This is a genomic window from Paraburkholderia aromaticivorans (genome assembly GCF_012689525.1).
Taxonomy (GTDB): Bacteria; Pseudomonadota; Gammaproteobacteria; order Burkholderiales; family Burkholderiaceae; genus Paraburkholderia; species Paraburkholderia aromaticivorans_A.
Map to the genome: position 1 here is coordinate 2621001 of NZ_CP051516.1, position 25456 is coordinate 2646456.

The 25456-nt window shown below is 62.5% G+C and carries 20 protein-coding genes; 7 read left to right on the plus strand and 13 right to left on the minus strand.

Annotated features, from left to right (window positions below; all coding sequences use genetic code 11):
- Nucleotides 1-109: 109 nt before the first annotated feature.
- Nucleotides 110-2083, minus strand: a complete 1974-nt coding sequence (locus tag HF916_RS39900; protein ID WP_168794213.1) for a PAS domain-containing hybrid sensor histidine kinase/response regulator — start codon at nt 2081-2083, stop codon at nt 110-112.
- A 192-nt stretch (nt 2084-2275) separates the two neighbouring features.
- On the opposite strand from HF916_RS39900, the gene HF916_RS39905 reads away from it, so the two are divergent.
- Entirely contained in the window at nt 2276-2512 is a 237-nt protein-coding gene (locus HF916_RS39905; protein WP_168794214.1) for a hypothetical protein, read from the plus strand.
- Between the two features lie 83 nt (nt 2513-2595).
- Here the strand turns inward: HF916_RS39905 and HF916_RS39910 are convergent, their stop codons facing one another.
- Nucleotides 2596-3645, minus strand: coding sequence for an NAD(P)/FAD-dependent oxidoreductase (locus HF916_RS39910; RefSeq protein ID WP_168794215.1), 1050 nt, complete (start codon nt 3643-3645; stop codon nt 2596-2598).
- Nucleotides 3646-3884: 239 nt separating this feature from the next.
- On the opposite strand from HF916_RS39910, the gene HF916_RS39915 reads away from it, so the two are divergent.
- Nucleotides 3885-4322 (plus strand): carboxymuconolactone decarboxylase family protein, encoded by a 438-nt coding sequence (locus HF916_RS39915; RefSeq protein WP_134455874.1) that lies wholly within the window; start codon nt 3885-3887, stop codon nt 4320-4322.
- Between the two features lie 36 nt (nt 4323-4358).
- On the opposite strand, the gene HF916_RS39920 is transcribed toward HF916_RS39915, so the two are convergent.
- Both HF916_RS39920 and HF916_RS39925 read right to left on the minus strand, forming a co-directional pair.
- Nucleotides 4359-5933: a methyl-accepting chemotaxis protein gene (locus HF916_RS39920; RefSeq protein ID WP_168794216.1), complete on the minus strand. Its 1575-nt coding sequence runs from the start codon at nt 5931-5933 to the stop codon at nt 4359-4361.
- 407 nt (nt 5934-6340) lie between these two features.
- Entirely contained in the window at nt 6341-7201 is an 861-nt protein-coding gene (locus HF916_RS39925) for a LysR family transcriptional regulator (protein ID WP_168794217.1), read from the minus strand.
- 164 nt (nt 7202-7365) lie between these two features.
- Here HF916_RS39925 and mdtD point away from each other — a divergent pair, with 164 nt between their 5' ends.
- Nucleotides 7366-8766: a multidrug transporter subunit MdtD gene (gene mdtD, locus HF916_RS39930; RefSeq protein WP_168794218.1), complete on the plus strand. Its 1401-nt coding sequence runs from the start codon at nt 7366-7368 to the stop codon at nt 8764-8766.
- 13 nt (nt 8767-8779) lie between these two features.
- On the opposite strand, the gene HF916_RS39935 is transcribed toward mdtD, so the two are convergent.
- Nucleotides 8780-9553, minus strand: coding sequence for an SDR family NAD(P)-dependent oxidoreductase (locus HF916_RS39935; RefSeq protein ID WP_168794219.1), 774 nt, complete (start codon nt 9551-9553; stop codon nt 8780-8782).
- A gap of 251 nt (nt 9554-9804) precedes the next feature.
- Here HF916_RS39935 and HF916_RS39940 point away from each other — a divergent pair, with 251 nt between their 5' ends.
- Nucleotides 9805-10734, plus strand: coding sequence for a LysR family transcriptional regulator (locus tag HF916_RS39940; protein WP_168794220.1), 930 nt, complete (start codon nt 9805-9807; stop codon nt 10732-10734).
- A gap of 48 nt (nt 10735-10782) precedes the next feature.
- Here the strand turns inward: HF916_RS39940 and HF916_RS39945 are convergent, their stop codons facing one another.
- Nucleotides 10783-11034, minus strand: coding sequence for a DUF1488 domain-containing protein (locus HF916_RS39945; protein WP_168794221.1), 252 nt, complete (start codon nt 11032-11034; stop codon nt 10783-10785).
- Between the two features lie 239 nt (nt 11035-11273).
- On the opposite strand from HF916_RS39945, the gene HF916_RS39950 reads away from it, so the two are divergent.
- The 3 genes from HF916_RS39950 to HF916_RS39960 all read left to right on the plus strand — a co-directional run bounded on the left by HF916_RS39950 (nt 11274) and on the right by HF916_RS39960 (nt 13129).
- Entirely contained in the window at nt 11274-11453 is a 180-nt protein-coding gene (locus HF916_RS39950; protein ID WP_206001966.1) for a hypothetical protein, read from the plus strand.
- Nucleotides 11454-11666: 213 nt separating this feature from the next.
- On the plus strand, nt 11667-12749 hold the full coding sequence (locus HF916_RS39955) for a glycosyltransferase family 2 protein (protein WP_168794223.1): 1083 nt from the start codon (nt 11667-11669) through the stop codon (nt 12747-12749).
- Nucleotides 12750-12907: 158 nt separating this feature from the next.
- On the plus strand, nt 12908-13129 hold the full coding sequence (locus HF916_RS39960) for a hypothetical protein (protein ID WP_012433250.1): 222 nt from the start codon (nt 12908-12910) through the stop codon (nt 13127-13129).
- 136 nt (nt 13130-13265) lie between these two features.
- Here the strand turns inward: HF916_RS39960 and HF916_RS39965 are convergent, their stop codons facing one another.
- The 7 genes from HF916_RS39965 to HF916_RS39995 all read right to left on the minus strand — a co-directional run bounded on the left by HF916_RS39965 (nt 13266) and on the right by HF916_RS39995 (nt 25412).
- Complete coding sequence (locus HF916_RS39965; protein ID WP_168794224.1) at nt 13266-14570, minus strand: MFS family transporter; 1305 nt, start codon at nt 14568-14570, stop codon at nt 13266-13268.
- Between the two features lie 273 nt (nt 14571-14843).
- A complete protein-coding gene (locus tag HF916_RS39970; protein ID WP_168794225.1) occupies nt 14844-16571 on the minus strand; it encodes a SpoVR family protein in 1728 nt (575 codons plus the stop codon).
- Complete coding sequence (locus HF916_RS39975; protein ID WP_168794226.1) at nt 16568-17839, minus strand: YeaH/YhbH family protein; 1272 nt, start codon at nt 17837-17839, stop codon at nt 16568-16570. Before HF916_RS39975 ends, HF916_RS39970 begins: the two co-directional genes overlap by 4 nt.
- A 276-nt stretch (nt 17840-18115) precedes the next feature.
- A complete protein-coding gene (locus HF916_RS39980; RefSeq protein ID WP_132374241.1) occupies nt 18116-20038 on the minus strand; it encodes a PrkA family serine protein kinase in 1923 nt (640 codons plus the stop codon).
- An 806-nt stretch (nt 20039-20844) separates the two neighbouring features.
- Nucleotides 20845-21606, minus strand: coding sequence for a hydratase (locus HF916_RS39985; protein WP_168794227.1), 762 nt, complete (start codon nt 21604-21606; stop codon nt 20845-20847).
- A gap of 398 nt (nt 21607-22004) precedes the next feature.
- A complete protein-coding gene (locus tag HF916_RS39990; RefSeq protein WP_168794228.1) occupies nt 22005-23780 on the minus strand; it encodes a methyl-accepting chemotaxis protein in 1776 nt (591 codons plus the stop codon).
- A gap of 591 nt (nt 23781-24371) precedes the next feature.
- A complete protein-coding gene (locus HF916_RS39995) occupies nt 24372-25412 on the minus strand; it encodes a LacI family DNA-binding transcriptional regulator (RefSeq protein WP_168794229.1) in 1041 nt (346 codons plus the stop codon).
- Nucleotides 25413-25456: the final 44 nt, after the last annotated feature.

A 25456-nucleotide genomic window follows, 5' to 3' on the forward strand; every position in this document is an offset into this window, starting at 1 on the left:
AGGCGCCGAACGCCGGGACTCGCAACACTTTCTTCAGGAATCAGGAATTGCGATGCACGCAAGCCATCACACCGCTCTGGTATGAAGGAAGCGTGCGTTGTGCGAACGGCTAACCGGGACCGCGTCCGCTGCGCCGCCCTTCCACGTCGGCCAGCAAAGCATCGAACAGGTCCAGTCCCACCGGCTTCACGAGATGCGCATGGAAACCGGCTTCACGGCTGCGTTCGCGATCGCTCGCGTGGCCGAAGCCGGTCATGGCGGCGTACAGGGTATTGACGAGATCGGGCATCGCGCGCAGCGCCGCGATGGTTGCGTAGCCGTCCATCTTCGGCATCGCAATGTCGATCACGGCGAGGTGGGGCAAGAAGCGCGGCGCGACCTGCACCGCCTGCTCGCCCTCGTAGGCAATGCGCACCTCGTGGCCTTTGAGTTCGAGCAGCATCGCGAGACTGTCGGCCGAATCGCGATTGTCGTCGACCAGCAGAATGCGCAGCGGCCCCACTTCGGCGTTCGCCGCGCTCGCCGCATCGCCCGTCGCTTCGGGCGGCGCGGCGGCCAGCGGCAGACTCAGCGTGAAGGTGCTGCCACAGCCCAGCCCTTCGCTGCTCGCGATAATGCTGCCACCGTGCAACTCGACGAGCGACTTGCACAACGTGAGGCCGATGCCGAGACCGCCCTCGCCGGAATTCTGCCCGTCCTTTTCCTGAGCGAACAGTTCGAAGATCTTGTCGAGCGAGCGCACAGGAATGCCGCAACCCGCATCGCGCACTTCGAGCACGGCCATGTGGTAGTCGATCCGTGCCGCGACGTCGATGACACTGCCGACCGGCGAGAATTTTGCCGCGTTGTGCAAGAGGTTCTGCAACACCTGCACGAGACGCGTCATGTCGCCGCGAACGAACACCGGATCGTCGGGCATATGCTGGACGACCCGCTGCTCGTGCGCATCCGTAAACGGCCGGGCCGCCTCGATCGCGCGCGCCATGACCTCGGCCAGATCGACACGGCCGAGGCGCAACTCGACCTTGTTAGACATGATCCGGCCGACGTCGAGCAGATCGTCGACGAGGCGCGTGAGGTGCGTGACCTGCCGGTCGATCAGGTCGCGCGAACGCGCCAGCGTGGGGCTCACACCGGTTTCGAGTTGCATCACGCCGATCGCATTGCGTACCGGCGCGAGCGGATTGCGCAATTCATGGGCGAGGGTCGCGAGAAACTGGCGCATGCGTTCGCCCGAACGCTCCAGTTCTTCACGCTGACGCCGCTCGGTCAGATCGCGCGTGACCTTGGCGAAGCCGCGCAGCCGGTTCGATTCGTCATGCACCGCCGTGATGACGACGTTGGCCCAGAAGGTCGTGCCGTCCTTGCGCACGCGCCAGCCTTCGTCCTCGACGTGGCCGATCTGCCGGGCAATCGCCAGTTCGCGCGCGGGCTTGCCCGCCGCCGCTTCCTCGGGTACGTAGAACTTCGAGAAATGCTGGCCGACGATTTCCTCGCGCGTATAGCCTTTGATGCGCGCGGCGCCCGAATTCCAGCTCACCACGTAGCCTTGCGGATCGAGCATGAAGATTGCGTAATCCTTGACGCAGTCGACCAGCAAACGGAAACGCTCTTCGCTTTGACGCAGCGCTTCCACGTACTCGCGTTGCGCGCTCAGATCGCGCGTGATCTTGGCAAAGCCGGTGAGTATGCCCGCGTCGTTGCGCATCGACGTGATCACGACATTCGACCAGAAGGTCGTGCCGTCCTTGCGCATACGCCAGCCTTCGTCCTCGAAGCGGCCGGTCAGCGACGCCTGTTGCAGTTCGTAGGCGGGCCAGCCGCGCGCCACGGCTTCCTCGGTATAGAAGCGCGAAAAGTGCTCGCCGACGATCTCCTGGTCCGAGTAACCCGTCAGCTTGTGCCCCCCCGCATTGCAGCTCACGATCCGCCCGGTCGGATCGAGCAGGAAGATCGCATAGTCTTCGATCGCCTGCAGCAGTGCCCAGTAATCGACCTCGACATCCGCGCTCGGGCGGACCGCGGCCGGGCCTTTGGCGGGCTTGCCGTTTTCGCCGGCGGAAGGGACATCAAGCTGTTTCATTGTGGTCAGAAATAAGGGCTACGTCCAAAAGCATACACCGCCAATCAGCGCCTGCTTCGCCTATGGTTTCACCTGAGGTCCACGCGACAGGCCCGGCGCCAGACTCCGCGTCGAGAAAAGCGCCGGCTGGATCGCCGGGCCCCGCAATTGCTACTCCCTGATCGCACCATCATCAAACAACAGGAGTCGCAATTGAAACAAGCATTCACCACCCTCGCTCTCGCTGCCGCGCTGGCACTCACCTGCACCGCCGCGCAAGCCGAAGGCTGTACGAAAGGCGCGGTCGTGGGCGGCGTCGCCGGCCACGTTGCGGGTGACCACGGCGTAGCGGGCGCGGCCGCCGGCTGCGCGGTCGGCCATCACGAAGCCAAGAAGAAGGACAAGCAAGCCAGCGCGGCCGCGGCCACGAGTCAACCCGCCGGGAAATAAACGGCGTGTAGAAAAGAGCCGGTAGTGACCTGCGGATCACTACCGGCTCGATCAATCAGGAACTCGATATCTCCGCAAGATAGTCACCCGGCGGCACTAACCTTTTCCGCCAGCTTCGCGTCGTAACTGGAATGCACGTGCACACGCTTTTTGTCCGGATAAGCGTACGAGTACGCGCGGCGCAGCGCCAGCGACGCCTCATGAAAACCCGACAGAATCAGCTTCTGCTTGTTCGGATAGTTGGCGATGTCGCCGACCGCGAAGATGCCGGGCCGCGAGCTCTCGTAGTTCGACGTATCCACATCGACGCGCCCGGCGTGAATCGATAGCCCCCATTGCGCGATCGGCCCGAGATCGGCGACGAGCCCGTATAGCGCGACGAGATGCTCGGCCGCGAGTTGCGTCTCGCCCTGGATATGTCGCAACGTGATCGACTTCAATGCATCGCCTTCGACGTCGAGCCCCGCAATCGCGCCGACGATGAAGTCCATCTCGCCCGCCTCGACCGCGCGCCGCATCGACTCGACACTCGAATCAGCCGCACTGAAACCGCTGCGCCGATGCACCAGCGTCACCCGGCGCGCGACCTTGCGTAGCGCCAGCGCCCAGTCGAGCGCGGAATCGCCGCCGCCCGCCACCACCACGACCTTGTCGGCGAAGTCCGCGAGACGTGGCACGCTGTAGTGCACATGGCGCGACTCCAGCGGCACGGCTTCGGCCAGCGCCAGCTTTTGCGCCACGAATGCGCCGTTGCCGGCGGCCAGCAGGATCGCCGCGACATCGAACACGAGGCCGCGATCGGTACGTACTGTCCAGCGTCCGTTGTCGTTTTGTTCGACCGACTCGACCCGTTGTTCGAGATGGATGGGCGGATCGAACGGCTTGCATTGCGCCAGCAGGCGCTCGACCAGTTCACGCGCGGTGCACGACGGAATGGCGGGAATGTCGTAGATCGGCTTGTCCGGATAGAGCTCGATGCACTGGCCGCCGACCTTGTCGAGCCCGTCGACGATCTGGCAGGACAGGCCGATCACGCCCGCCTCGAAAGCGGCGAAAAGCCCCACGGGGCCGGCGCCGACGATCAGGACGTCGGTGCGGATCGGCGGCGGTTGTTGGTCTGCGGCGGAAGTCATGCGCAATCTCGTCGGATGGGTAGATAGGTGAATGACCCACCATACCGAATCGCCCGATGCCCGGCAACGATGCCATTACCATCGGTAAGGACGCTCGGCCTGCCGCACGCGTTCGCCGTCACTGAGTCGAAGTGGTTACCTGAAAATAGCCGAAATCGGTCATTTCACAAAACCAGTCATGCGCCTAATCTTCACTCATCGCATCACGGAATGCGTTCAACCCAACTCAGGAGTGAATCATGGAACAACGTCTCGACTTCTACAAAGCCAACCCCGCCGCGATCAAGGCCTTGATCGGAGTTGAAGAACGCATCGGCAAATCGGCCCTCGAAAAATCGCTGACCGAACTGGTTCGTCTGCGCGCCTCGCAGATCAATGGCTGCGCATACTGCGTCGACATGCACACCACCGACGCCCGCAAGGGCGGCGAAACCGACCGCCGTCTGGCAACCGTGGTGGTCTGGCGCGAAACGCCGTTCTTCACGGACCGGGAACGCGCCGCGCTCGAATGGACGGAAGCGCTGACGCTGGTATCGCAAGAGCATGTGCCCGACGCGGTTTGGGAAGCGGTGCGCCCGCACTTCAGCGACGAAGAACTGGTCGATCTGACGCTGCTGGTCTCCGCGATCAACGCATGGAACCGCTTCGCGATTTCGTTCCGCAAGCTGCCGGCCTGAGCGCCGCGCGCTCAAAGGCAATTCAGTTCGGTTCAGTTAGAAAGCGGGTTCGCGCTGCGCCGCATCGCTCGCGACTTTGAAGGCCGCGGTCAATTCGCTCAATTGCCGCGCCTGATCCGCGAGCGAGTTCGCGGTCGCCGCGCTTTCCTCGACCAGCGCCGCATTGTGCTGCGTGACCTCGTCCATCTGCGTGACGGCGAGGCTCACCTGCTTGATGCCCTCGCTCTGTTCTTTCGACGCCGCCGCAATCTCGCCGACGATACGCGCCACACGCCCGATCGCGGCTTCGATGTCCTGCATCGTATCGCCCGCGTCATTGACGAGCCCCGCGCCGCTCTCGACACGCGAAGTCGACTCCGCGATCAGCGAGCCGATTTCCTTCGCGGCCGCCGCCGAACGCTGCGCGAGACTGCGCACCTCGCCCGCCACCACCGCGAAACCGCGCCCTTCCTCACCTGCGCGCGCCGCTTCGACGGCGGCGTTCAGCGCGAGGATATTGGTCTGAAACGCAATGCCTTCGATCGCGGTAATGATGCCGGTCATTTTCGACGAACCCGCGTGAATCACGCGCATCGTCTCCACCATGCTGCCGACCGAAGTGCGCCCGCGCGCGGCCATCTCCGAGGCACGCAACGCGAGTTCGCTCGCGTGATGCGCGTTCTCCGCGTTCAACTGCACGGTCGACGTGAGCTGCTCCATCGCCGCCGCGGTTTCTTCGAGCGACGCGGCCTGTTCCTCCGTGCGTTGCGACAGATCGAGATTGCCGGCGGCGATCTGCTGCGTCGACGACGCGATCGAATGTGAACCGGCTCGCACGGTGGTGACGGTGGCGCCGAGTTTGTCCTGCATCGACGCGACGCCGCGCAAGAGGGTCGCCATTTCGTCGTTCGAACGAATCGGCACGTGAGTCGTCAGTTCGCCGGCGGCGATTGCGTCAAACTGGCGCAACGCGTCATTCAGCGGCGCCATGATCGCGCGGCGCAACGTGCGCCAACTGATGAACGCAACCGTCAGCCCCACCAGAATGCTGCCGATGCACGCGACCAGCAGCGTATGAAAGAGCGCAGCCGAACGCTCGCTGGCGTCGCTCGCCTGCTGGTTCAGATAGTCCTCCAGTGCGCCCTGGCTCGCGTTCATCGCCGTGTAAAGACCGATCAGATGATTCGCGCGGCTTTCGTCCATCCAGCTCGCGTCGCCCGTGCGGATCGCCTCGATCAGTTTGTCGATGCCGTCGCGGCGCACGGCGGTGCGCTTCATGTCGAGGTCGTCGGTGAGGCGCTGCAATTCGGGCGTCTTCGGCAGATCGCGGAAGCTGTTCCACCATTTATCCGAATCGCCGAGCAGCATGCGCGCACGCTCGAGTTGCGTATTCAGCTGCGGCGAGTGCGGGTTGCTCATTGCCCAGTCGAGTCCGAAACGCGCCCGCGACATGGCCGTGCCCGATTTGCCGAGCGCGACGACCGAGGCGAAATGGACCGTGTAGGCGTCGCGCTGCGCCTCGTTGCTTTCGTTCATGCCGAGAATGCCGAGCACGCCGGTGGCGATCAGCAGCGCGCCGAGAAACGCGATGGTGATCGCGATCCGTAGATTGATGGTCAGATTCTTGGTCATCGTGGTTTTTATCGCTCTGGCTGGTTTTGGCGCTCTGGCTTATGACGTGCGGCCCCCGCGCACGTGGACGGACGTGCGGCCCCCGCGCACGTGGACGATTAAATGTTCCTTATATGGAACAATGAACCGTATATGGAAAGTATAGCGATTCGCTTCGCGGCCAAAAAATAATATTTTGGCGGGCGCGGTAAACGCGCAACAGGCCGCGACGTGCCTGTTTCGCCGGTGGGCGCCGCCGGGATTGAGTAGGATCAATTGATGGGCGCGTACAAAGAGAGGTGTGGCGCCAGCGAATTATTCTGGAATCCTACCGGTACCGAACGCATCTCGTAGATTCCCCATCGGACGCGCAGGCGGGCAGCGTTATGGCGACTCGCGATGTCGCTCCCGGGAACGCGCGCCTCGACTTACTCTCCGATCCACGACCCGCGCAGATCGCTGTCGTGCAGCAATTGCAGCAGCGTGCCCGCCGGCCGGCTAAGCCGCTTCGCCGCCAGAGCGATGAATTCCACCGACGGCAGCGTCGGCAGACTCGCCATGTTCAAGGGCGCCGCGAGACCCCGCGCCGCCAGATACTGCGGACGAACCGTAATGCCGAGCCCGCCGCGCGCGGCCGCGATGCAACCGGCGTGGCTGCTGCTCGTGCACACCAACTGCCAGCTAAAGCCCGCCTCGGCGAGCGCGTCGAGCACGACGGCTCGCGTCACGCTCGGCTCGGCAACCAGAATCAGTGGCAACGGCTGGCTCAGATCGACCAGCGTGCCGGCGCGCGCCAGCCACTCCAGCCGCCCGGTGAAGAGCGGCACGCCGCGCCGGTCGCCGAGACGCCGCTTGCCGACCAGCAGATCGATCGCGCCGGCGTCGAGCAGTTCATACAGCTTACCGGTCATGCCGATGGTAATTTCCAGCTCGACATCCGGATGCGCGTCGCGAAACGCGGCCAGCACCGTAGGCAACGGGCCGAGCGCGACATCGTCCGACGAACCGAGCCGCACGCGGCCTTTCAGACGCGGCGCGCGAAACTGCGATTCGGCCCGCGCGAGCGCCTGCAGAATCACGCTGGCGTGCGCGAGCATGGCTTCGCCGTCCGGCGTCATCGCGAGCGAATGGGTGTCGCGCACGAAAAGGCGCCGGCCGACGCTCTGTTCGAGCCGCCGGATGTGTTCGCTGACGCTCGATTGCGTCAGGTCGAGCCGCCGCCCCGCTTCGGTGAAGCTGTGGCAGGCCGCGACGGTCGAAAAAGTCTTGAGCCAGATGGGATTGAGCATGGGGCATTGTCGCGCTGCTCATCGGCAAAGTCGATAACAGTCAACGCCCCTAGTGGGGTTCCCGATTGACGAGGATGTCAATATGATGACGGAATTGCCCCCGCTGAATGCCAAGGGCCGGGGCGGCCGCCCGCCAGCGCCGCCGCCCCGTCGCCCCGTAAAAAATGACCAAGGATTCTTCCCAGACCGCTTTGCTCTGGATCGTCGCCGCCGGCTTTTTCATGCAGTCGCTCGACACGACGATCGTCAACACCGCGCTGCCGTCGATTGCCAACAGCCTGCACGTCGCGCCGCTCGCGATGCAGCCGATCGTGGTCGCCTACACCCTGACCATGGCGATGCTCACGCCCGCATCCGGCTGGCTCGCCGACCGCTTCGGCACGCGGCGCGTCTACTTCGCGGCCATTCTCGTGTTCGTGCTCGGCTCGATCTGCTGCGCGAGCGCGCATACGCTCGGCCAACTGGTCATGGCGCGCGTGCTGCAAGGCGTAGGTGGCTCGATGCTGCTGCCGATCGGGCGGCTCGCCGTCCTGCGTAGCGTCACGGGCGACCAGTATGTCGCGGCGCTCGCGTTCATTTCGGTGGCCGGGCAACTCGGGCCGATCGCCGGCCCGACGCTCGGCGGCTGGTTCGTTCAGGCGATCACGTGGCATTGGATCTTCCTGATCAACGTGCCGATCGGCGCCGTGGGTCTGTACGCGGTGCAGCGGTTTTTGCCATCGCATGGCGAAACAAAGGCGCCGCCGTTCGACTTCGTCGGCTGTGGGTTGCTCTCGCTGTGCATGATCGCGTTCTCGCTCGCCGTCGACGCGCCCGCGCCCACGCACCGCGCGGCATGGTCAGTGGCGCTGTTCGCGCTCGCCGCCGTGACCGCGCTCGCCTACATTCCGCATGCGAGACGCAGCGTCAACCCGCTCTTCAAGCTGTCGCTCTTTCGCGAACCGAACTTCAGCGTCGGCCTGATCGGCAACCTGGTGTGCCGCATCGGTTCGAGCGCCGTGCCGTTTCTCGTGCCCTTGCTGCTGCAATTGCAACTGGGTTACTCGCCGCTGCATTCCGGTCTGATGATGCTGCCCGCGGCTCTCGCCGGCACCGTCGCCAAACGCTGGATCGCGCCGCTCGTGCGCCGCTACGGCTACGACACGTTTCTGCTGGTCAATACGATCATCGTCGGTTCGTCGATCGTTGCGTTCGCACTGATTACGCGCGGCACGCCGCTCGTGGTCGAGATCGCCATTCTGGCCGTGTTCGGCGCGGCCAACTCCATGCAATTCGCGGCGATGAACAGCGTCACGCTCAAAGACCTCTCGCATGAAGATGCCGGCAGCGGCAATAGCCTTTTTTCGATGGTGCAGATGCTGGCCATCGGGCTGGGCGTGTCGATCGGCGGCGGGCTGGTGAATCTCTTCTCGGTGCAAGCCGGATCGGCCGCGCTCGGTTTTCGGCTCGCCTTCGTGTGCGTCGGCGTGATCACGCTGGTGTCGGCGTGGGTGTTTCGTCACCTCGACGAAGCGCCTGCCTCGCCCGCGGTGCGCGGGCAAGCGACTCAGGGCGCGGGCCGCTAACCCTGACCTTGCGTCAGTCCGGCAAGCGGATGCCGGAAAATCCCGCGCAAGCCTCGATCAAACGCTCCTGAACGGCAACGTCGCGCACCGCCGGGTGCGTCTCGCACCGCTTCATGTGATAGAAGTACGCGCCGCTGACGGTGGCCGCCGGCTCGTCGCTGACGGCGAGCCACACCTGGGTTTTCGGGGCGGCCTGCAAATCGTCCGGCGCGCCCGGACCGCCCATTTTCGTCGCGACCCAACCCGGCTCCAGCGCATTCGACAACACCTGCGGCCAGCGCCGCGCCATCGCGAACGCCAGCAACGCGTCGTGCAGTTTCGAGTCCGAATATGCCGCCGTGCCCCGCCAGGGGCGCTGCTCCCAGGCCAGATCGTCGAGGCTCGCGTCGCCGCTGCGATGCAGGCCCGAGCTCAGATAAACGAGCCGCTTCGGCTTCTGGATCAAGGCGGTGAGAATGTACGGCGCCAGTGTATTGACCGCGAATACGTGCGGCAAGCCGTCGACGGTGGCGATCCGGCGTGGCTCCTGATAGCCGACCGCCGCGTTGTGGATCACCGCATCGAAACGGCCTAGCCGGTTGACCTGCTCCGCGAGCGCTTCCGTGGCCGCGATACTCGACAGGTCGCCGATCAGCGCGGCTTCCGCTTGCGGTACGGCTTGCAACGCTTCATCGGCGCGCGCGGCGCTGCGCGCATGCAACACCACCTGATGGCCGCGATCGACTAGCAGACGCGCGGCCATTTGACCGAGACCATCGGCGGAACCGGTAATAAAAATACGCGACATGGGACGTTCTCCGTTGTTCAGTCCGAATATGCCCGATGCATGACGAGAATCGCATGTCCTGGTGCTTCGGGCGAACGTCAACAGATTAACGTGCGCCGCTCGACTGACGCGATAGCCTGGCTGTCATTCCACTCATGACATGACATCATTCGTCCGCCTTACCAGGCGGCGTTTCCCCGAGCCGGCGCGTGAATTCAAACGGACTTTCGCGTTAGCATGTCACGCATTAGTGAATAACAAAGGACTATCACATGCCATTTGACGAGCGCATGCTGAACGGCATGGGCGTCTTGACGGCGATCGTCGATTGCGGGAGTTTTGCGGCAGCCGGCGAAATGCTCGACATGTCGCAATCCGGGGTGAGCCGTTCGGTCGCGCGGCTCGAAGCGCGTCTGGGCATCCGGCTCTTCGACCGCACCACGCGCTCGGTCACGCTGACCGACGAAGGCCGGCGCTTCTACGAACAGATCGTGCCGCTGCTGGGTGGACTCGAAGAAGCGGCGGCTTCCGCCGCGCAGGGCGCGACCGCCGTGCGCGGACGTTTGCGCGTGAACATGGATCCGTTCTTTTCGCGCCTCGTGCTCGGGCCGCGGCTGGGCGGCTTTATCGACAAGCATCCCGATTTGCAACTCGAACTGATCACCCGCGACCAGATGGGCGATCTGGTCGGCGACGGATTCGATCTCGCGATCCGTTTCGGCGACCCGCCGGTGTCGACGCTGATCGCGCGCAAACTGCTGGACACGCGGATTCTCACCGTGGCCGCGCCGTCGTATCTGAAGAAGCATGGACACCCGGTGAATCCGGCCGAGCTCGAAAGCGGCAAGCATGTCTGCATCAAGTTTCGCGATCCGCTCACGGGCTACCCGTTCAGTTGGGAATTTCATCGCGGCCGCAAGAAAATCGTGATCACGCCGCAGGGTCGTTTGACCGTGAACGACGTGGGCACGCTACACAGTGTCTGCACGGCGGGCCAAGGCGTCGCGCAGATTCTCTCGCTCGGCGCCGAGTCGTTGATGGCGAGCGGAAAGCTCGTCGAGCTATTTCCCGATTGGGGCGACGAGGTTTATCCGCTGTATGCGCTCTATCCTTCGCGGCATCATCCGCCGGCGAAGGTCCGGGCGTTTTACGATTTCATCGTGTCGCTCACGGGCAGCGCGCCGCGCGAAACGGTGGCTTGAGTCCGCGTTCGGCGACGTCCGCGCGTCGGCACAGCGCGCTGCGCTGCGTCAGGAAATCGTGTAGCGGTTCTGTGGGCCGCCGAGGTACAGGCCGCGCGCTAGCGTGAGAATCTGCTCGCGATGCTGGTCGAACGCGGCAAGCACGGCCGGTTCGTCGGAGCCCACGCTCGGGCTCAGATTCGAAATCACCGAACGGTTGACGGTGAAAGCGATTTCGCGCGCATTGTCGTAGCCCCAGAAATTCACGCAGTGATGAGAGGCGTCGTAGCTGCGGCTGGGATTCGGGAAGTTGAGGGACATGTCGTACTCCCGCGATATAGGGTTCTCCTTCCACGTTGCGCTGAATGAGGGCACGGGTCAAGGGCTTGTTTGTAAGTGTGCGCAGCGGGATGGCCGTTGTCTGATTCGCTGTCTGGTTATTACGTGGTTGTCGAGTCCGGGTCACTCCATGACGTGCGAAAGACCTGATCACGACACGAAGTGCAAGCCCAGGTCTGCCGCTTGCTGCAGTGCTCATGTCATCCAACCAGGAGAGGATCATGAGCGAAACCAAAGAAGGCGCCCAAGACAAACCGGCCGACATCGAACATCCGCAACCTGCCGCGCATAGCGACAACGAGAAGAGCAAGCTGCCCGAACGCGGCGATGAAGGACGCGATGAGTCACCGGCAGACCGTCCGGGCAAAAAACCCGGCGAGGGCGAACCGTCGGTCGGTTGAAAAATCAAAGGCCAGTCCAGGAGCGGCTTTGCTGCTTTTTTTGCAGCGAAGCCGCATAAATTTTTCCCTTCTGACGGCTTTCATAAACCAAACATTTCTTCCTGATTTTTACCGATTATTTTTTCTGCGTGATGGACTATTTTTCTGCTTGCAGCGACGTGTGCGCCAAGCGGACCGGCTGCCGCCCCTCAACAGATAACAAAGGCGACGCTCATGTCCATCTCCTCGACTCTCACTCACCGCCCCAGAGTCTCCATCTGTTTGCCGACCTGCGATCGTCCTGAGCTGATCGCAACGTGCATCGACTCGTGCCTCGCGCAGAGCTACGATGATCTGGAGATCGTGATCGGCGACGACTCGAAAGACACGCACACCGAGCAGTTGGTCGCGGCCCGTTACGCGCACGAACCGCGCGTGCGCTATGTGAAAAATCAGCCGCCGCTCGGCCAGGCGCGCAACGTCGCGAGCCTGTTCGGGCGCGCAAGCGGCGACAAGATCCTGCTGATCCACGACGACGACCTGCTCACCACGGACAGCGTCGAAAAGCTCGTGTCGCTATGGACGCTTCACCCGCAACTTGACGTGGCATTCGGCGACCAGTACGAAGCCGATCACCGCGGCGCCATCGACTTCGAGGCGAGCGCGAACCTGAACGCCGCATTTCGGCGTACGAAGGATGCCGAAGGCCTGCAGTCGCTGCCGGGCCGAACCGGTCTGATCCAGATGTTTCCGAATAACGGCTGGATGGCCAACGCCAAACTCGTGAAGCGGATCGGCTACCAGGAAGGGTACGGCGTGTGCTGCGACTTCGTGTTCGGCACCGAGCTCTGTCTCGCCGCGCGCGAGGTGTTCTATCTGCACGACTATGTCTCGGTGTATCGAAAGACGGCAAGCTCGATCTCGCATAGCACGCGCGGCACAGCGGTCGCGGCAACGGTCAGCGCGTACGCGTTCGTCAAGGCGTTGAAGCTGCCGGCGCAGCTGGAGCCGTCGCGCAAGCTGGCGTTGCGCCGTCTCGCGCCGATCGTGGTGTCGGTTCACGCCAGAAATCGTCGGGCGCTCGCCGGGTTCAAGGTCGCCTTCACGCATCTGTTCGCGTACAACTACGGCTTGAGCACACGGCTTTACTATCATCTTCTGATGCTTGCGCGTGGCGCGCTGAGCGTGCCTCGGCAGGCCGTCGCGGCGGGCGCGGTTGCCGCGGTGGCGGCCGCGCCCGTTGTTGCCGCGGATCCGGCCGCCGTAGTGAAGGAACTCGTCTCCGAAATGGTAAGCGATCGTTCGGAACCGGTCTGATGCGGCGACGTCGGCGCTGAACGCCGGCAAGCCCCCGTGCAATAAGCGTGTTTTGTGCTAAGCATCCTCTGCTAAGCAAACGCGGATTTGTTGCTTGGTCCGGCGTGGCGCACTGATTACGATAAACGCGAACCTTCACCAGCCCTGAGGTAACTCGCATGTCTGACAGTGCCTGTTTCAAGCCGCGTGTGATCGAACCAGTCGTCGTCAACCAGCCTGAAGGATTGGGCCTCGCAGTGGAGTTGTGGCTCGCGCAACCCGTCGACGGAATCGCGGGGCGAGCGCTGCAGATTCATCTACGCAGCGACGCAAAAATGGCGCAGGCCGAGACGCTGCGCGATCTGTTGCATGCGTTGGGCACGGAGATCGTCGTGGCGTGAGCATGCACCCTGCCGTTGATGCACAGTCGGTTTTTTGCATCGCTGCTGAGGCGCATAAAAAACGACGGCCGGGATTGCCCCGGACCGCCGTTTTCAAGCATCACCTGAGTGCGCTTCTCGAACGAGCCTCAAAGACTCAAGGCTCGAGACGCAAATACCCTTCTTTCGACGGATCGCGCATCCGCAGCGAAACGATGCCGGCGATCGCGCACAGCGCGGTGACATACCAAAAGAAAATCGACTCGTTGCCGACCGACTTCAGCCACAGCGCCACATACTCCGCCGAACCGCCGAAGATCGCATTCGCCACTGCGTACGAAAGCCCGACGCCGAGCGCACGCACTTCCGGCGGGAACATTTCCGCCTTGATCAAGCCGCTGATCGACGTATAGAAACTGACGATCGCAAGCGCCACCACCACCAGACCGAAGGCCGCATACGGGCTCGTCACGTCTTTCAGCGCGTGCAGCAACGGCACGGTGCCGATGGTCGAGAAGAAGCCGAAGAACAGCATGGAACGGCGGCGGCCGATGCGGTCCGACAGCGCGCCGAACGCCGGCTGCATCACCATGTAAACGAAGAGCGCCGCGGTCATGACGTTGCTGGCCGTCTTCGCATGCATGCCAGCCGTGTTGACCAGGTACTTCTGCATGTAGGTGGTGAACGTGTAGAAAATCAGCGAGCCGCCGGCCGTGAAACCGAGCACCGTCATGAACGCGCCTTTGTGCAGCCACAGACCGCGCAGCGTGCCGGCTTCCTTGCGCTGACGCGTTTCGGCGGTGGTGGTTTCGTCGAGCGATTTACGCAGATACAGCGCGACCAATGCCGCGACCGCGCCGATTGCGAACGGCACGCGCCAGCCCCAAGCCTTCAGCTCGTCGGTGGAAAGCGTTTGTTGCAGCACCACCAGCACCAGCAGCGCGCACAACTGCCCGCCGATCAGCGTGACGTACTGGAACGACGCGAAGAAACCGCGCCGGCCCTTGAGCGCGACTTCACTCATATAGGTCGCGCTGGTGCCGTACTCGCCGCCCACCGACAAGCCCTGGAACAGCCGCGCGACCAGCAGCAGCGCCGGCGCCAGCGCGCCGATCTGCGCGTAGGTAGGCAGCACGGCGATCACGAGCGAGCCGCCGCACATCATGAACACCGACACCATCATGGCCGTGCGGCGGCCGTGCTTGTCGGCGAGGCGGCCGAAGAACCAGCCGCCGATCGGACGCATCAGGAAGCCGGCGGCGAAAACGCCCGCCGTGTTGAGCAACTGCGTGGTGGTGTTGCCGCTCGGGAAGAACGCCGGCGCGAAGTACAGCGCGCAGAACGAATACACGTAAAAGTCGAACCACTCGACGAGATTGCCCGATGAAGCGCCAACGATGGCGAAGATGCGGCGCCGTGTGTCGTGAGCCGAGGCCACGGTTTGATCGGTTAGGTCGGTCATGCTGTTGTCTTTTTCCTTTTCTTTAAACGGAGGTCGCGGGCGTGGCGCACGCTCTTAGATCGCGCGCACGGGAACATTTATCCCGTACACGCTAATTTTACAGAATCGCAAGGATGAGTTGGAGCTTTGTTCGAGCGGTGAAGGGCGACGTTGTCTCGGGGCGGCGCTTGTGTCTTAATTTGCTGCTTCGCACATAAGAAAAAAGCCAGCTCGAACGGAAGCTGGCTTTTGTTTATCGCACCGAACGTGGCGCGTCGTGTTGCAATCCGCCGGTCACACCTTAACCGCCGGCGGCACATAGCGGCACTCGTAACGCTTGCGGACCGTGCCATTCTCATCGACGCTTTCCAGATAAACATCGAACTGCCACAGCCGCGCCATGTGCTTGAGCACTTCGGCGCTATCGCCCGACAGATGCCGGTTGTCGCTCATGAAGTGCCGCAGCGTCAAACTCCGGTCGCCACGCGTATTCACCGCCCACACCTGAATATTCGGCTCGCGGTGATGCATGTCGTACTGCCGCGACAACGCCTGACGCACGTACTGATAGCCGCTGTCGTCATGAATCGCCGAGACTTCTAGCGCATCGCGCATGTCGTCGTCGAGCACCGAGAAGAGGCGCATTTCGCGGATCAGATGCGGCGACAGATACTGCGCGACGAAGCTCTCGTCCTTGAAGTTGCGCATCGCGTAGTGCATGGCCGGGAGCCACGGACTGCCCGCCAGTTCCGGGAACCACTTGCGGTCTTCTTCCGTCGGCGCCTCGCAGATCCGGCGAATGTCGCTCATCATCGAAAAACCCAGCGCGTACGGATTGATACCGCTGTAGTACGGCTTCGTGACCGGCGGCTGGTAGACCACGTTGCTGTGCGAATGGAGAAACTCCATCATGAAGCCGTCTTCCAGCTTGCCCTGGTTGTACATGGTGTTGAGCAAGGTGTAGTGCCAGAACGTCGCCCAGCCCTCGTTCATCACCTGGGTCTGCCGTTGCGGATAAAAATACTGGCCGACCTTGCGCACGATGCGGATCACTTCCCGCTCCCACGGCTCCAGCAGCGGCGCATTTTTCTCCGCGAAATACAGCAGGTTTTCCTGCGGCTCCGGCGGATAGCGCTCCTCGACCTCCTCCGGCAACGGCGTATGGCGAGTCGGCAAGGTACGCCACAGTTCGTTCACTTGCGACTGCAGATAGGCCTCGCGTTCACGGCGCGCCGCAAACTCCTTCTGGAGCGACAGCTTCTGCGGACGCTTGTAACGGTCCACGCCATAGTTCATCAACGCGTGGCACGAGTCGAGCAGTTCCTCGACACGGTCGAGCCCGAAACGCTCCTCGCACTCCGCGATGTAATTCTTCGCGTAGACGAGGTAGTCGATGATCGCGTGCGCATCCGTCCACAGCCGGAACAGATAGTTGCCCTTGAAGAACGAGTTGTGCCCATAAGCCGCATGGGCGATGACGAGCGCCTGCATCGTCATCGTGTTCTCTTCCATCAGATACGCGATGCAGGGGTTCGAATTGATGACGATCTCGTACGCCAGCCCCATCTGCCCGCGACGGTAGCTTTTTTCGGTGGAGAGAAAGTGTTTGCCGAACGACCAGTGACGGTAGTTCACCGGCATACCGACGGACGCGTACGCATCCATCATCTGTTCGGCGCTGATGAGTTCGAGCTGGATCGGATACACGTCGAGTTCATATTGCTCTGCAACACGGGCAATATGCGAGTCGTACTCTTCGATCAATTCGAAGGTCCAGTCGGACGGGCACGGCAGAGGCCGTCTATCGGCTACGTTCATACGGACTTCCCTTTGCCCCTCAGTGGGCGTTCCGGTGTGTCCCCGTGCTGCAGCGGTGTCGACTGCTCCGGCGGCGGCTCCGGTATCGTCCGCCCTCGCCTCGGCATGCCCCGACTGTTGCTGCTGCGGCACGCCTTTTCCGCGCTCCGGCGCGCCGTTCTCTGGCTCGCCGCGCACTTCGTTGTGCAGGTGCTTGTTCGTCATGAATTAGCCGCCTGCTTTTCGAACAACTCGCGAAACACCGGATAAATGTCAGCCGCGGTTTCGACCTTCTTCATCGCCATGTGCGGCTGGCTCAAGGCCAACTGCGCATATTCCAGCCACAGATTCTGTTCTTCCGGCGTCACCTGAATATACGCAAAATAGCGCACCTTCTCCAGGATGTCATCCGAGAGTATCTTGCGGCACTTCGGCGAGTCGTCGGTCCAGTTGTCGCCGTCTGACGCCTGAGCGCCGTAAATATTCCATTCAGTCGGCGAATAGCGCTCGTCCATCACCTTCTGCATCAGCTCCAGCGCGCTCGACACCACCGTGCCGCCGCTCTCGGTCGAATGGAAGAACGTGTCTTCGTCGACCTCTTCGGCGCGCGTGTGGTGGCGGATGAACACCACTTCGATCTTCTCGTAGTTACGCTTGAGGAACAGATATAGCAGGATGAAGAAGCGCTTGGCGAGGTCCTTGCGCTGCTCGTCCATGGAACCGGACACATCCATCAGACAGAACATGACTGCCTGGCTGGAAGGCGTGGGCTGCTTCACGCGATTCACATAGCGCAGATCAAACGGATCGATGAACGGAATCCGCCAGATGCGGCCGCGCAAATGGTGAATCTCCTCTTCGAGCAGTTTGATGTCGTCGCGACGATCGTCGGGATCGGCTTTCATCGTCTCCAGTTGCCGCTCCATCTCGTGCAACTGGTTGACGAGCGGCGCACCGAGCGCGATGCGGCGGCCGAGTGCGCTGCGCAGCGAACGGACCACGTCGATGTTGTTCGGCGTGCCTTCGGCAGCCCAGCCCGCGCGGATGCTTTTCCACGTCGGGACGGCAAGCAGATGGGTTTTGACGAGACGTGGCAGTTCGAGATCGTCGAAGAAATACTGCATGAATTCTTCGCGGCTCAGTTCGAACACGAAGTCGTCCTGACCGTCGCCTTCATTGCTGGCCTGGTTGCCCCCGCCTCCGCCGCCGCCCCCTTGCGGGCGCTGGATCTTGTCGCCGCGGATGTAGTCGGAATTGCCCGGATGCACCATTTCCCGCTTGCCGCCGGGGCCATGCCGGAACGACGGTTCCGCAATGTCCTTGCGCGGGATGGTGATGCTCTGGGTGTTCTGAATGTCCTTGATGCTGCGGTCGCGCACGGCTTCCGAAACGGCGCGACGAATATAGTTCTTAACGCGACGCAAAAAACGTTCGCGATTCGCAATGCTTTTGTTCTTGCCTGCTAACCTGCGGTCGATGATTTGATGAAGCACGCCCGGTCTCCCGTATCGATCGGAGTTAGCGCTTTAGCGCTTACTCCGATCCTATGCAGTCGCATGTCGACCCGAGTTAGCACTTCAGCACTTACTCGGGTCCCATGCAGAGCACGTCGATCGGATGAAGCACTTTAGCGCCTCTTCCTCCCACGCACTGCACTGCTATTTCCGGTGCGCGAGACGCACGCTGCCTAAAGCAACGCTATGTCCATGCAGCTTGCGCCTCGCAGGGTGCCCGCGCGGTCGGACCGCGCGGGCGGCACGCAATGCGCATCATGACGACTTGCGCACGCGCAGATACCAGTCACACAGCAAGCGCACCTGCTTCGGCGTATAGCCCTTCGTCACCATGCGATTGACGAAGTCTTCGTGCTTGCGTTGTTCCTCCGCCGAGCCCTTGGCGTTGAACGAGATCACCGGCAACAGCTCTTCCGTGTTCGAGAACATCTTCTTTTCGATCACGACGCGCAGCTTCTCGTAGCTGACCCAGGCCGGGTTCTTCCCGCCATTGGCAGCACGCGCACGCAGCACGAAGTTCACGATCTCGTTGCGGAAGTCCTTCGGGTTGCTGATGCCCGCGGGTTTCTCGATCTTCTCCAGTTCGGCGTTCAGCGCCGCGCGGTCGAAACTCTCGCCGGTATCATGGTCGCGGAACTCCTGATCCTGAATCCAGAAGTCCGCGTACGTCACATAGCGATCGAAGATGTTCTGACCGTACTCGGAATATGACTCCAGATACGCGGTCTGAATTTCCTTGCCGATGAACTCCGCATAGCGCGAGGCGAGCACGTCTTTAATGAACGACAGATACTTCTGCTCGGTTTCCGGTGGGAACTGCTCGCGTTCGATCTGCTGTTCGAGCACATACATCAGGTGCACCGGATTGGCCGCGACCTCGGTCGAGTCGAAGTTGAAGACGCGCGACATGATCTTGAACGCGAAGCGGGTCGACACGCCGGTCATCCCTTCATCGACGCCCGCAAAATCGCGGTACTCCTGATACGACTTGGCCTTCGGATCGGTGTCCTTGAGATTCTCGCCGTCGTACACCTGCATCTTCGAGAACAGGCTCGAATTCTCCGGCTCCTGCAGACGCGTGAGCACCGACATCTGCGCCATCATCTTCAGCGTGCCCGGCGCGCACACCGCATTCGCCAGCGACGAATTACGCAGCAGCTTTTCGTAGATCTTAACCTCTTCACCGTAGCGCAGGCAGTAAGGCACCTTCACCACGAAGATCCGGTCGAGCAGTGCTTCGTTGTTGCGGTTGTTGCGGAACGCCTTCCATTCGGACTCGTTCGAGTGAGCCAGAATCACGCCGTCGAACGGGATCGCACCGAAGCCTTCCGTGCCCTTGAAGTTGCCTTCCTGGGTGGCGGTAAGCAGCGGGTGCAGCACCTTGATCGGCGCCTTGAACATTTCGACGAACTCGAGCAGCCCCTGGTTGGCGAGACACAAGCCACCGGAGTAGCTGTATGCGTCCGCGTCATCTTGTGCGTACTGTTCGAGTTTGCGGATGTCGACCTTACCGACCAGCGACGAAATGTCCTGATTGTTTTCGTCACCCGGCTCGGTTTTGGCTATACCGATCTGGCGAAGGATCGACGGATAGCGGCGCACCACGCGAAATTTGCGGATGTCGCCGTTGAATTCGTGCAGGCGCTTGACCGCCCACGGGCTAAGAATGCTTTTCAGGTAGCGGCGTGGAATACCGTATTGTTCTTCGAGAATCGGGCCGTCTTCCTCGTAATCGAACAGACCGAGGGGCGACTCGTTGACGGGCGAGCCCTTGATCGAGTAGAACGGCACGCGTTCCATGAGCTGCTTGAGACGTTCCGCAATCGACGATTTACCGCCGCCGACCGGGCCCAACAGATACAGGATCTGCTTCTTTTCTTCGAGCCCCTGGGCCGAGTGGCGGAAGTAGGCGACCACCTGCTCGATCACCTCTTCCATTCCGTAGAACTCACGGAATGCGGGGTATACCTTGATGACCTTGTTCGCGAAGATGCGCGACATGCGCGGATCGTTACGAGTGTCGATCTGTTCCGGCTCCCCGATCGCCGTCAACATGCGTTCGCCAGCCGTGGCGTACGCGGCGGGATTGTCTTTGCAGAGCGCGAGATACTCCTCGAGCGAGAGCTCATCTTCTCGCGTTTTCTCGAAGCGGGTCGCGAAACTGCTGTAGATATCCATGCTACCTCCTCGCCGAAGTCTAGATCGATGTCGTGCGCGGCGCGCTATTCAGAAACGACATCGCTCGAATTCATCCTAAACCCTTTTAAATTTTTTTTCACGAACTACGTTGCGAAAATCGCGCCGTATTCGCCTCCCAACAATCCTCACTTGGTAACAAAATTTCGACCGCCTACAATCTTGCACGCATATCGCCGCGATTGCGGTGATACGTCGCCACCCTACTACTGCTGCCTTGCCGCCTCATCAGCACTCTACTGCAGTGCTGCTCGATGCTCCTCCAGATGTCCCGCAATACTCTCTTGCGCCAGCCGTTACGTTCATCGAACGATCCCACTGCTGTATCAGACGGCATGTCTGCACACGCACACTTTGTTGCTAAAAGCGCGGACGTCTGCACGCTTTCTGTGTCCCGTTACTTTTTCCTCAACGCGCGACACGAGCGTTCGGTCTACACCGACACATGCCTGTTACATGTTCATGCGCGCTTCATGCGCCGTCTCACGCTTAAGCAAAGTCCGTGCAGCTTCATGCGGTTCGTCAACTCATGAACGGTTTTGTTCCGCGTCATTTACATGGCGTGTCATGACTCGCCTACGAGAGGTGCGCGCATTAACCGCGTCGAGAGCATGGTTAGCCGCATGTATAACTGGATGACGACAACGCCATGCATCGCTTCAATAGGCGTATACGGCAGAGCCGCCGTCGCAGATGCGAAGAATGTAAAACGGCCACCCGCAGGCAGCCGTTTGAATGAAGCTTCGTAATGCGTTGTTACAAGCACGCTGTTACAAGCGCGCGGCTTCTCAGGTCAGTTCAATCTCCACTTCGCCAAGGCCGTCGATGTGGCCGCGCACGATGCCCGCTTTGTCCAGCCTGTGTGCGCCGACGTACGAACCAGTGGTGATAGTCCACTCGGGCTCGATCGTAATGCCCATGGCGGCGCAATGGTTGACGAACCACACCAGCAGTTCGCGCGGGTCGCCGGCCGGATTGCCGGTGGCTTCCGGTAGGAGCGAAGCGCCGTCGAAGCTCAGCTCCAGTTCAGGCGACACGAAGTCGAAGCCGCGCGCGAGACCGGCATAAGCGACCGGATGGCCCGTGATCAACGCGCCGTTGTTCTGGGCGTCGGCCAGTTGCGCGAGCGGCGCGACATTCGGCCACTCGGTGAAGCGGCTATCGACGATCTCGATGGCCGGCAAGACGACGCCGACCTTCGAGAGCACCTCGTCGCGCGCATAGGCCCGGCCGCGCGGTTCGATCGCCTCGGCGAAGCGGAAGGCGATCTCCAGCTCGACCAGCACCCGGAAGAAGCCGTCATGCGCGACGCGCGCCGGCGATCGCAGCACCAGCGAGGCCGGAATCGGCGCACCCGCGGCGGCGGCGCCCGGCGCTTTGGCGCCGATCTTCCAGGCGCCGGTCGAGTCACCGAGACCCGCAATGACCGCCTGCTGGATCGCGTACGCGGTTGCGGCATCGGGCGGCAGGCTGTCGGGTGCGGGCGCATCGATCGGGCGATGCTGCCGGCGTGCTTCGACGAGGCGGTTCGCGAGGTCGTATGGCGTCATGTCGGTCCTTTGTGGCTGGCGCATTGAGCGGTTGGTTGTAGCGTGCTGGTGGGTGGTGGCCATGCGTCGGGCCATGCGTTGGGCCATGCATTGCGGCGGTCGAAGGCGGCGGAACCAGGCTCGCGGGCTAACGGGCCGTGCGCGCTTGCCGCACCATGCCGGGTAGCGTTCCCCAAGGGGAGTTACATCAGTGCGTCCGTCAATGTACCGGATCATGACACTCGCCAGGGTGCCGACTGATGTCGCAAACGTTACTTAATGCGCACACCAAAAAAAAAGACCGCGAATGCGTGCGCAATCGCGGTCTTTTGAAGCGAGGCGGTCATCCTTTTCCGGCGTCTACCCATCTAATGGGATTAGCTGCGGCGCCGGGAATGAATGTTGCAACTGACTGCCGCTTAGAACGTTTCCCAATCCTGATCGTTGCCCGCACTGGCGGTCACTGTCGCTTTAGCAGGCGCGCGTGCCGGTGCGGCAACGGACTGTGCCGTCCCGGCCGGCGCCTTCGTCGCAACTGCGGCGTGCGGCGCGGGTTGCGCAGCACGAGCGTGCGAGACCTTGCGTGCGACCACCGAACGCAGCGGCGTGGATGTGCGCTTCGGCGGCGCACTCACGGGCGCCTTGTAACCGCTTTCTTCGAGTTGGAACACGGCCACCGCGGTGCGCAGTTTGCCGGCCTGGTCTTCGAGCGACGACGCTGCGGCCGCCGCTTCTTCGACCAGCGCGGCGTTTTGCTGCGTGACTTCGTCCATTTGCGTGACGGCGCGCGCCACCTGATCGATGCCGCTGCTCTGCTCTTCCGACGCCGCGGCGATTTCGCCCATGATGTCAGTCACGCGCTGCACCGCGCCGATGATTTCGGTCATGGTGCGGCCGGCTTCGTCGACCAGGGCGGAGCCCGACTGCACGCGCTCCACCGAGGTGTCGATCAGTTCCTTGATTTCCTTCGCCGCCGCCGACGAGCGCTGCGCGAGGCTGCGCACTTCACCGGCCACGACCGCGAAACCGCGCCCTTCTTCGCCGGCCCGCGCCGCTTCCACAGCCGCATTCAAGGCGAGGATGTTGGTCTGGAACGCAATCCCTTCGATGATCGAAATAATGTCGGCGATCTTGGCCGAGCTTTGATTGATGTCGCCCATCGTGCCGACCACCAGGCCGACCACCGCGCTGCCCTTGTTGGCGATCTCCGACGCATTGGCCGCCAGCGAACTCGCCTGGCGGGCGTTGTCGGCGTTCTGCTTGACCGTGCCGGTCAGCTCTTCCATGCTCGACGCGGTTTCCTGCAGCGCCGACGCCTGCTCTTCGGTACGCGAGGACAGGTCGATATTGCCGGCCGCGATCTGGCGCGTGGCCGTGGCAATCGATTCACTGCCGCTGCGCACGGTACGCACCGTTTCGGTGAGACTGCGCTGCATTTTGGCGATGCCTTCGAGCAACTGCCCCATTTCATCGCGCGAGGTCACGACGACCGGGCGGCGCAGATCGCCCGCTGCAATCGCGTCGAAATGGCCGAGGGCGGCATCGAGCGGCCGGGCGATGGCGCGGCTCAGCGTCAGGTACGAGATCACCGCCGCCAGCACGCCGATCAGCAGAGCGCCCGCGCTGACCATGCGGAACAAGTCGAAGCTGCTTTGCGCGGAGTCGTAGCCCTCTGTCGCCGAGGTGAACTGGTATTTGCGCAGCGCGTCGTCGGAATTGGCGAGGTCGTTGTAGGCGGCTTGCAGACGTTTGGCGCCGTCGACCAGCTTGGGCGGCTCGTTCGCGGTCACGATCGCCCCGAAGGCGTCCATCTGCTGATGCAGCGCGTCACGCTTGGAGAGGACGTCCTGCGCGAGGCGGTCTTCATCCGCGGCGCGCGGCAAGTCCATGTATTTTTTCCACCACGTGTCGGACGTGGCGCGCATGCTGCGCGCGCGCTCGAGCGTCGGCACCGCTTCCGGCGTGCCGATCATGAACGCCGCGCGGTCGAGCGCCAGCCGCTCGCGCGCGGCAAAAAGCTCGGCGTTGCCGATATCGACCGCGCCCGGCATGGCGTTGGTGAACGTATCCTTATAGGCGTCATTCGAACGGCTCATGCCGAACAAACCGAATACGCCGATGGCGACGAGCAGCGCGGCGAGAAAAGCCATCGTGAGGCCTATCCGCGCCTTGATCGTAATGCCTTTGTTCAACATGCTTGTTCCTGTGCTTAACAAAATGAGAGGCTGCGTACGCAGCGCGGTTTGGCGTGTGGCGTCTGCGTAGTGGCGCTTTTCTGATGCCGCTCTCTAATAGTCCTGTTTACGGCATGGCGACCGCGTACTTGAAGGATTTATATGGTAGGAGGAAAGATGCCGTAAGCAGCTGGAATAAATTACAAGAGGCTGACAGACTGCGGATTGGCACGCCGCTGATGTAGAACGGGAGCGCCGGTGGCTAAGGGCCGGGAGTGAGAGACGGCACGCCGTTGCGGCGGCTGGCAGTGTGCTGACGGCGTTGCGCCGCAGGTCCTGGATGCCGCGACGATAGCGAGCACCGCAAGGCTGAATCCGATCGACCCGCGCTCCTGGTGCGACGAGGGCAAGCGCCGAAATGCTGTTCAGCGCCAGGACATGCGCGCTATTCCAGCGCCGCACCCGACAGCGCCTGCGCGGTCGGCCGAACTGTTCAGCAACCCGCTGCGGGTGAAAATCGAAGACTACGTGTTGCGCCAAAGGAATCGCCTCGCGCGAGCGACCGCTCCGCTAGCCACAAATGCGCGTTTGAAATCCGCGCATCGTATCCAGTCACGCCGCCAGATCGCGCTTGGCCGCGCCGGCCCATGTCGCGGTGGACTCGCGCACGATCAGCCGCGGCGACACCACACGCCGGCGACCCGGCGCGCGCGGCGTGCCAGACGTGGTCCCGGCAATCCGCTCGATCAGCGTCTGCGCGGCCATATCGCCAAGCGCGCGCACCGATTGCCCGACGGTCGAGAGCGCCGGATAGGTGAAACGCCCCAACTCGATATCGTCGAACCCGATGATCGAGCAATCGTGCGGCACGCTGATATTGCGTTCCGCCGCGGCACGCAGCGCACCGATGCCCATCATGTCGTTGCCGGCAAAAATCGCCGATGGCCTGACCGTGTCGAACAGCTGCGCGGCGGCACGGTGGCCGCCGGTGCCCGAAAAATCGCTTTCCACGATCGCATCGGGCGGAATCTCGATGCCGCGCTCCGTCATCGCGCGGATAAAGCCGTGCACGCGCATCGCGCTGACCGCCGTCTGAACCGGCCCGGTGATGCAGCCGATCCGTACATGCCCCAGTTCGAGCAGATGCCGGGTCGCCAGATACCCGCCCTTCTCGTGGTCGATCTGCACCAGATCCGCGTTCAGCCCTTCGATGTTGCGATCCAGAATGACCAGCGGCTCGTGCGAGTCGGCGAGCGTCTGCGCCAGCACGGCGTCGTCGCCGGCCGAAGCGACGATCAGGCCGTCGATGCGCTTTTCCTGCAGCACGCGCAGATAGTTACGCTGCTTGGCCGGATCGTCGTCGGAATTGCAGAAGAACACGCAGTAGCCGTTGCGCGAACAACCGTCCTCGATGCCGCGCGCCAGTTCCGCGAAATACGGATTCGTGGAGTTGGGCACGACCAGCCCGATGGTCGCCGTCGACCGCGCCTTCAGCGAGCGGGCCACCGCCGACGGAACATAGTGGAGCTGACGGATCGCGTGTTCGACCTTCGCGCGCACGTCCGCCGACACCGGCCGCGAGTTGTTCACCACGTGCGATACCGTCGTGAACGACACGCCTGCCGCAGCCGCTACATCCTTGATCGTCGCCATAACCTGTTGCTCTCCTGCCTGTTTTACCCGCCGGCCGCGCCACC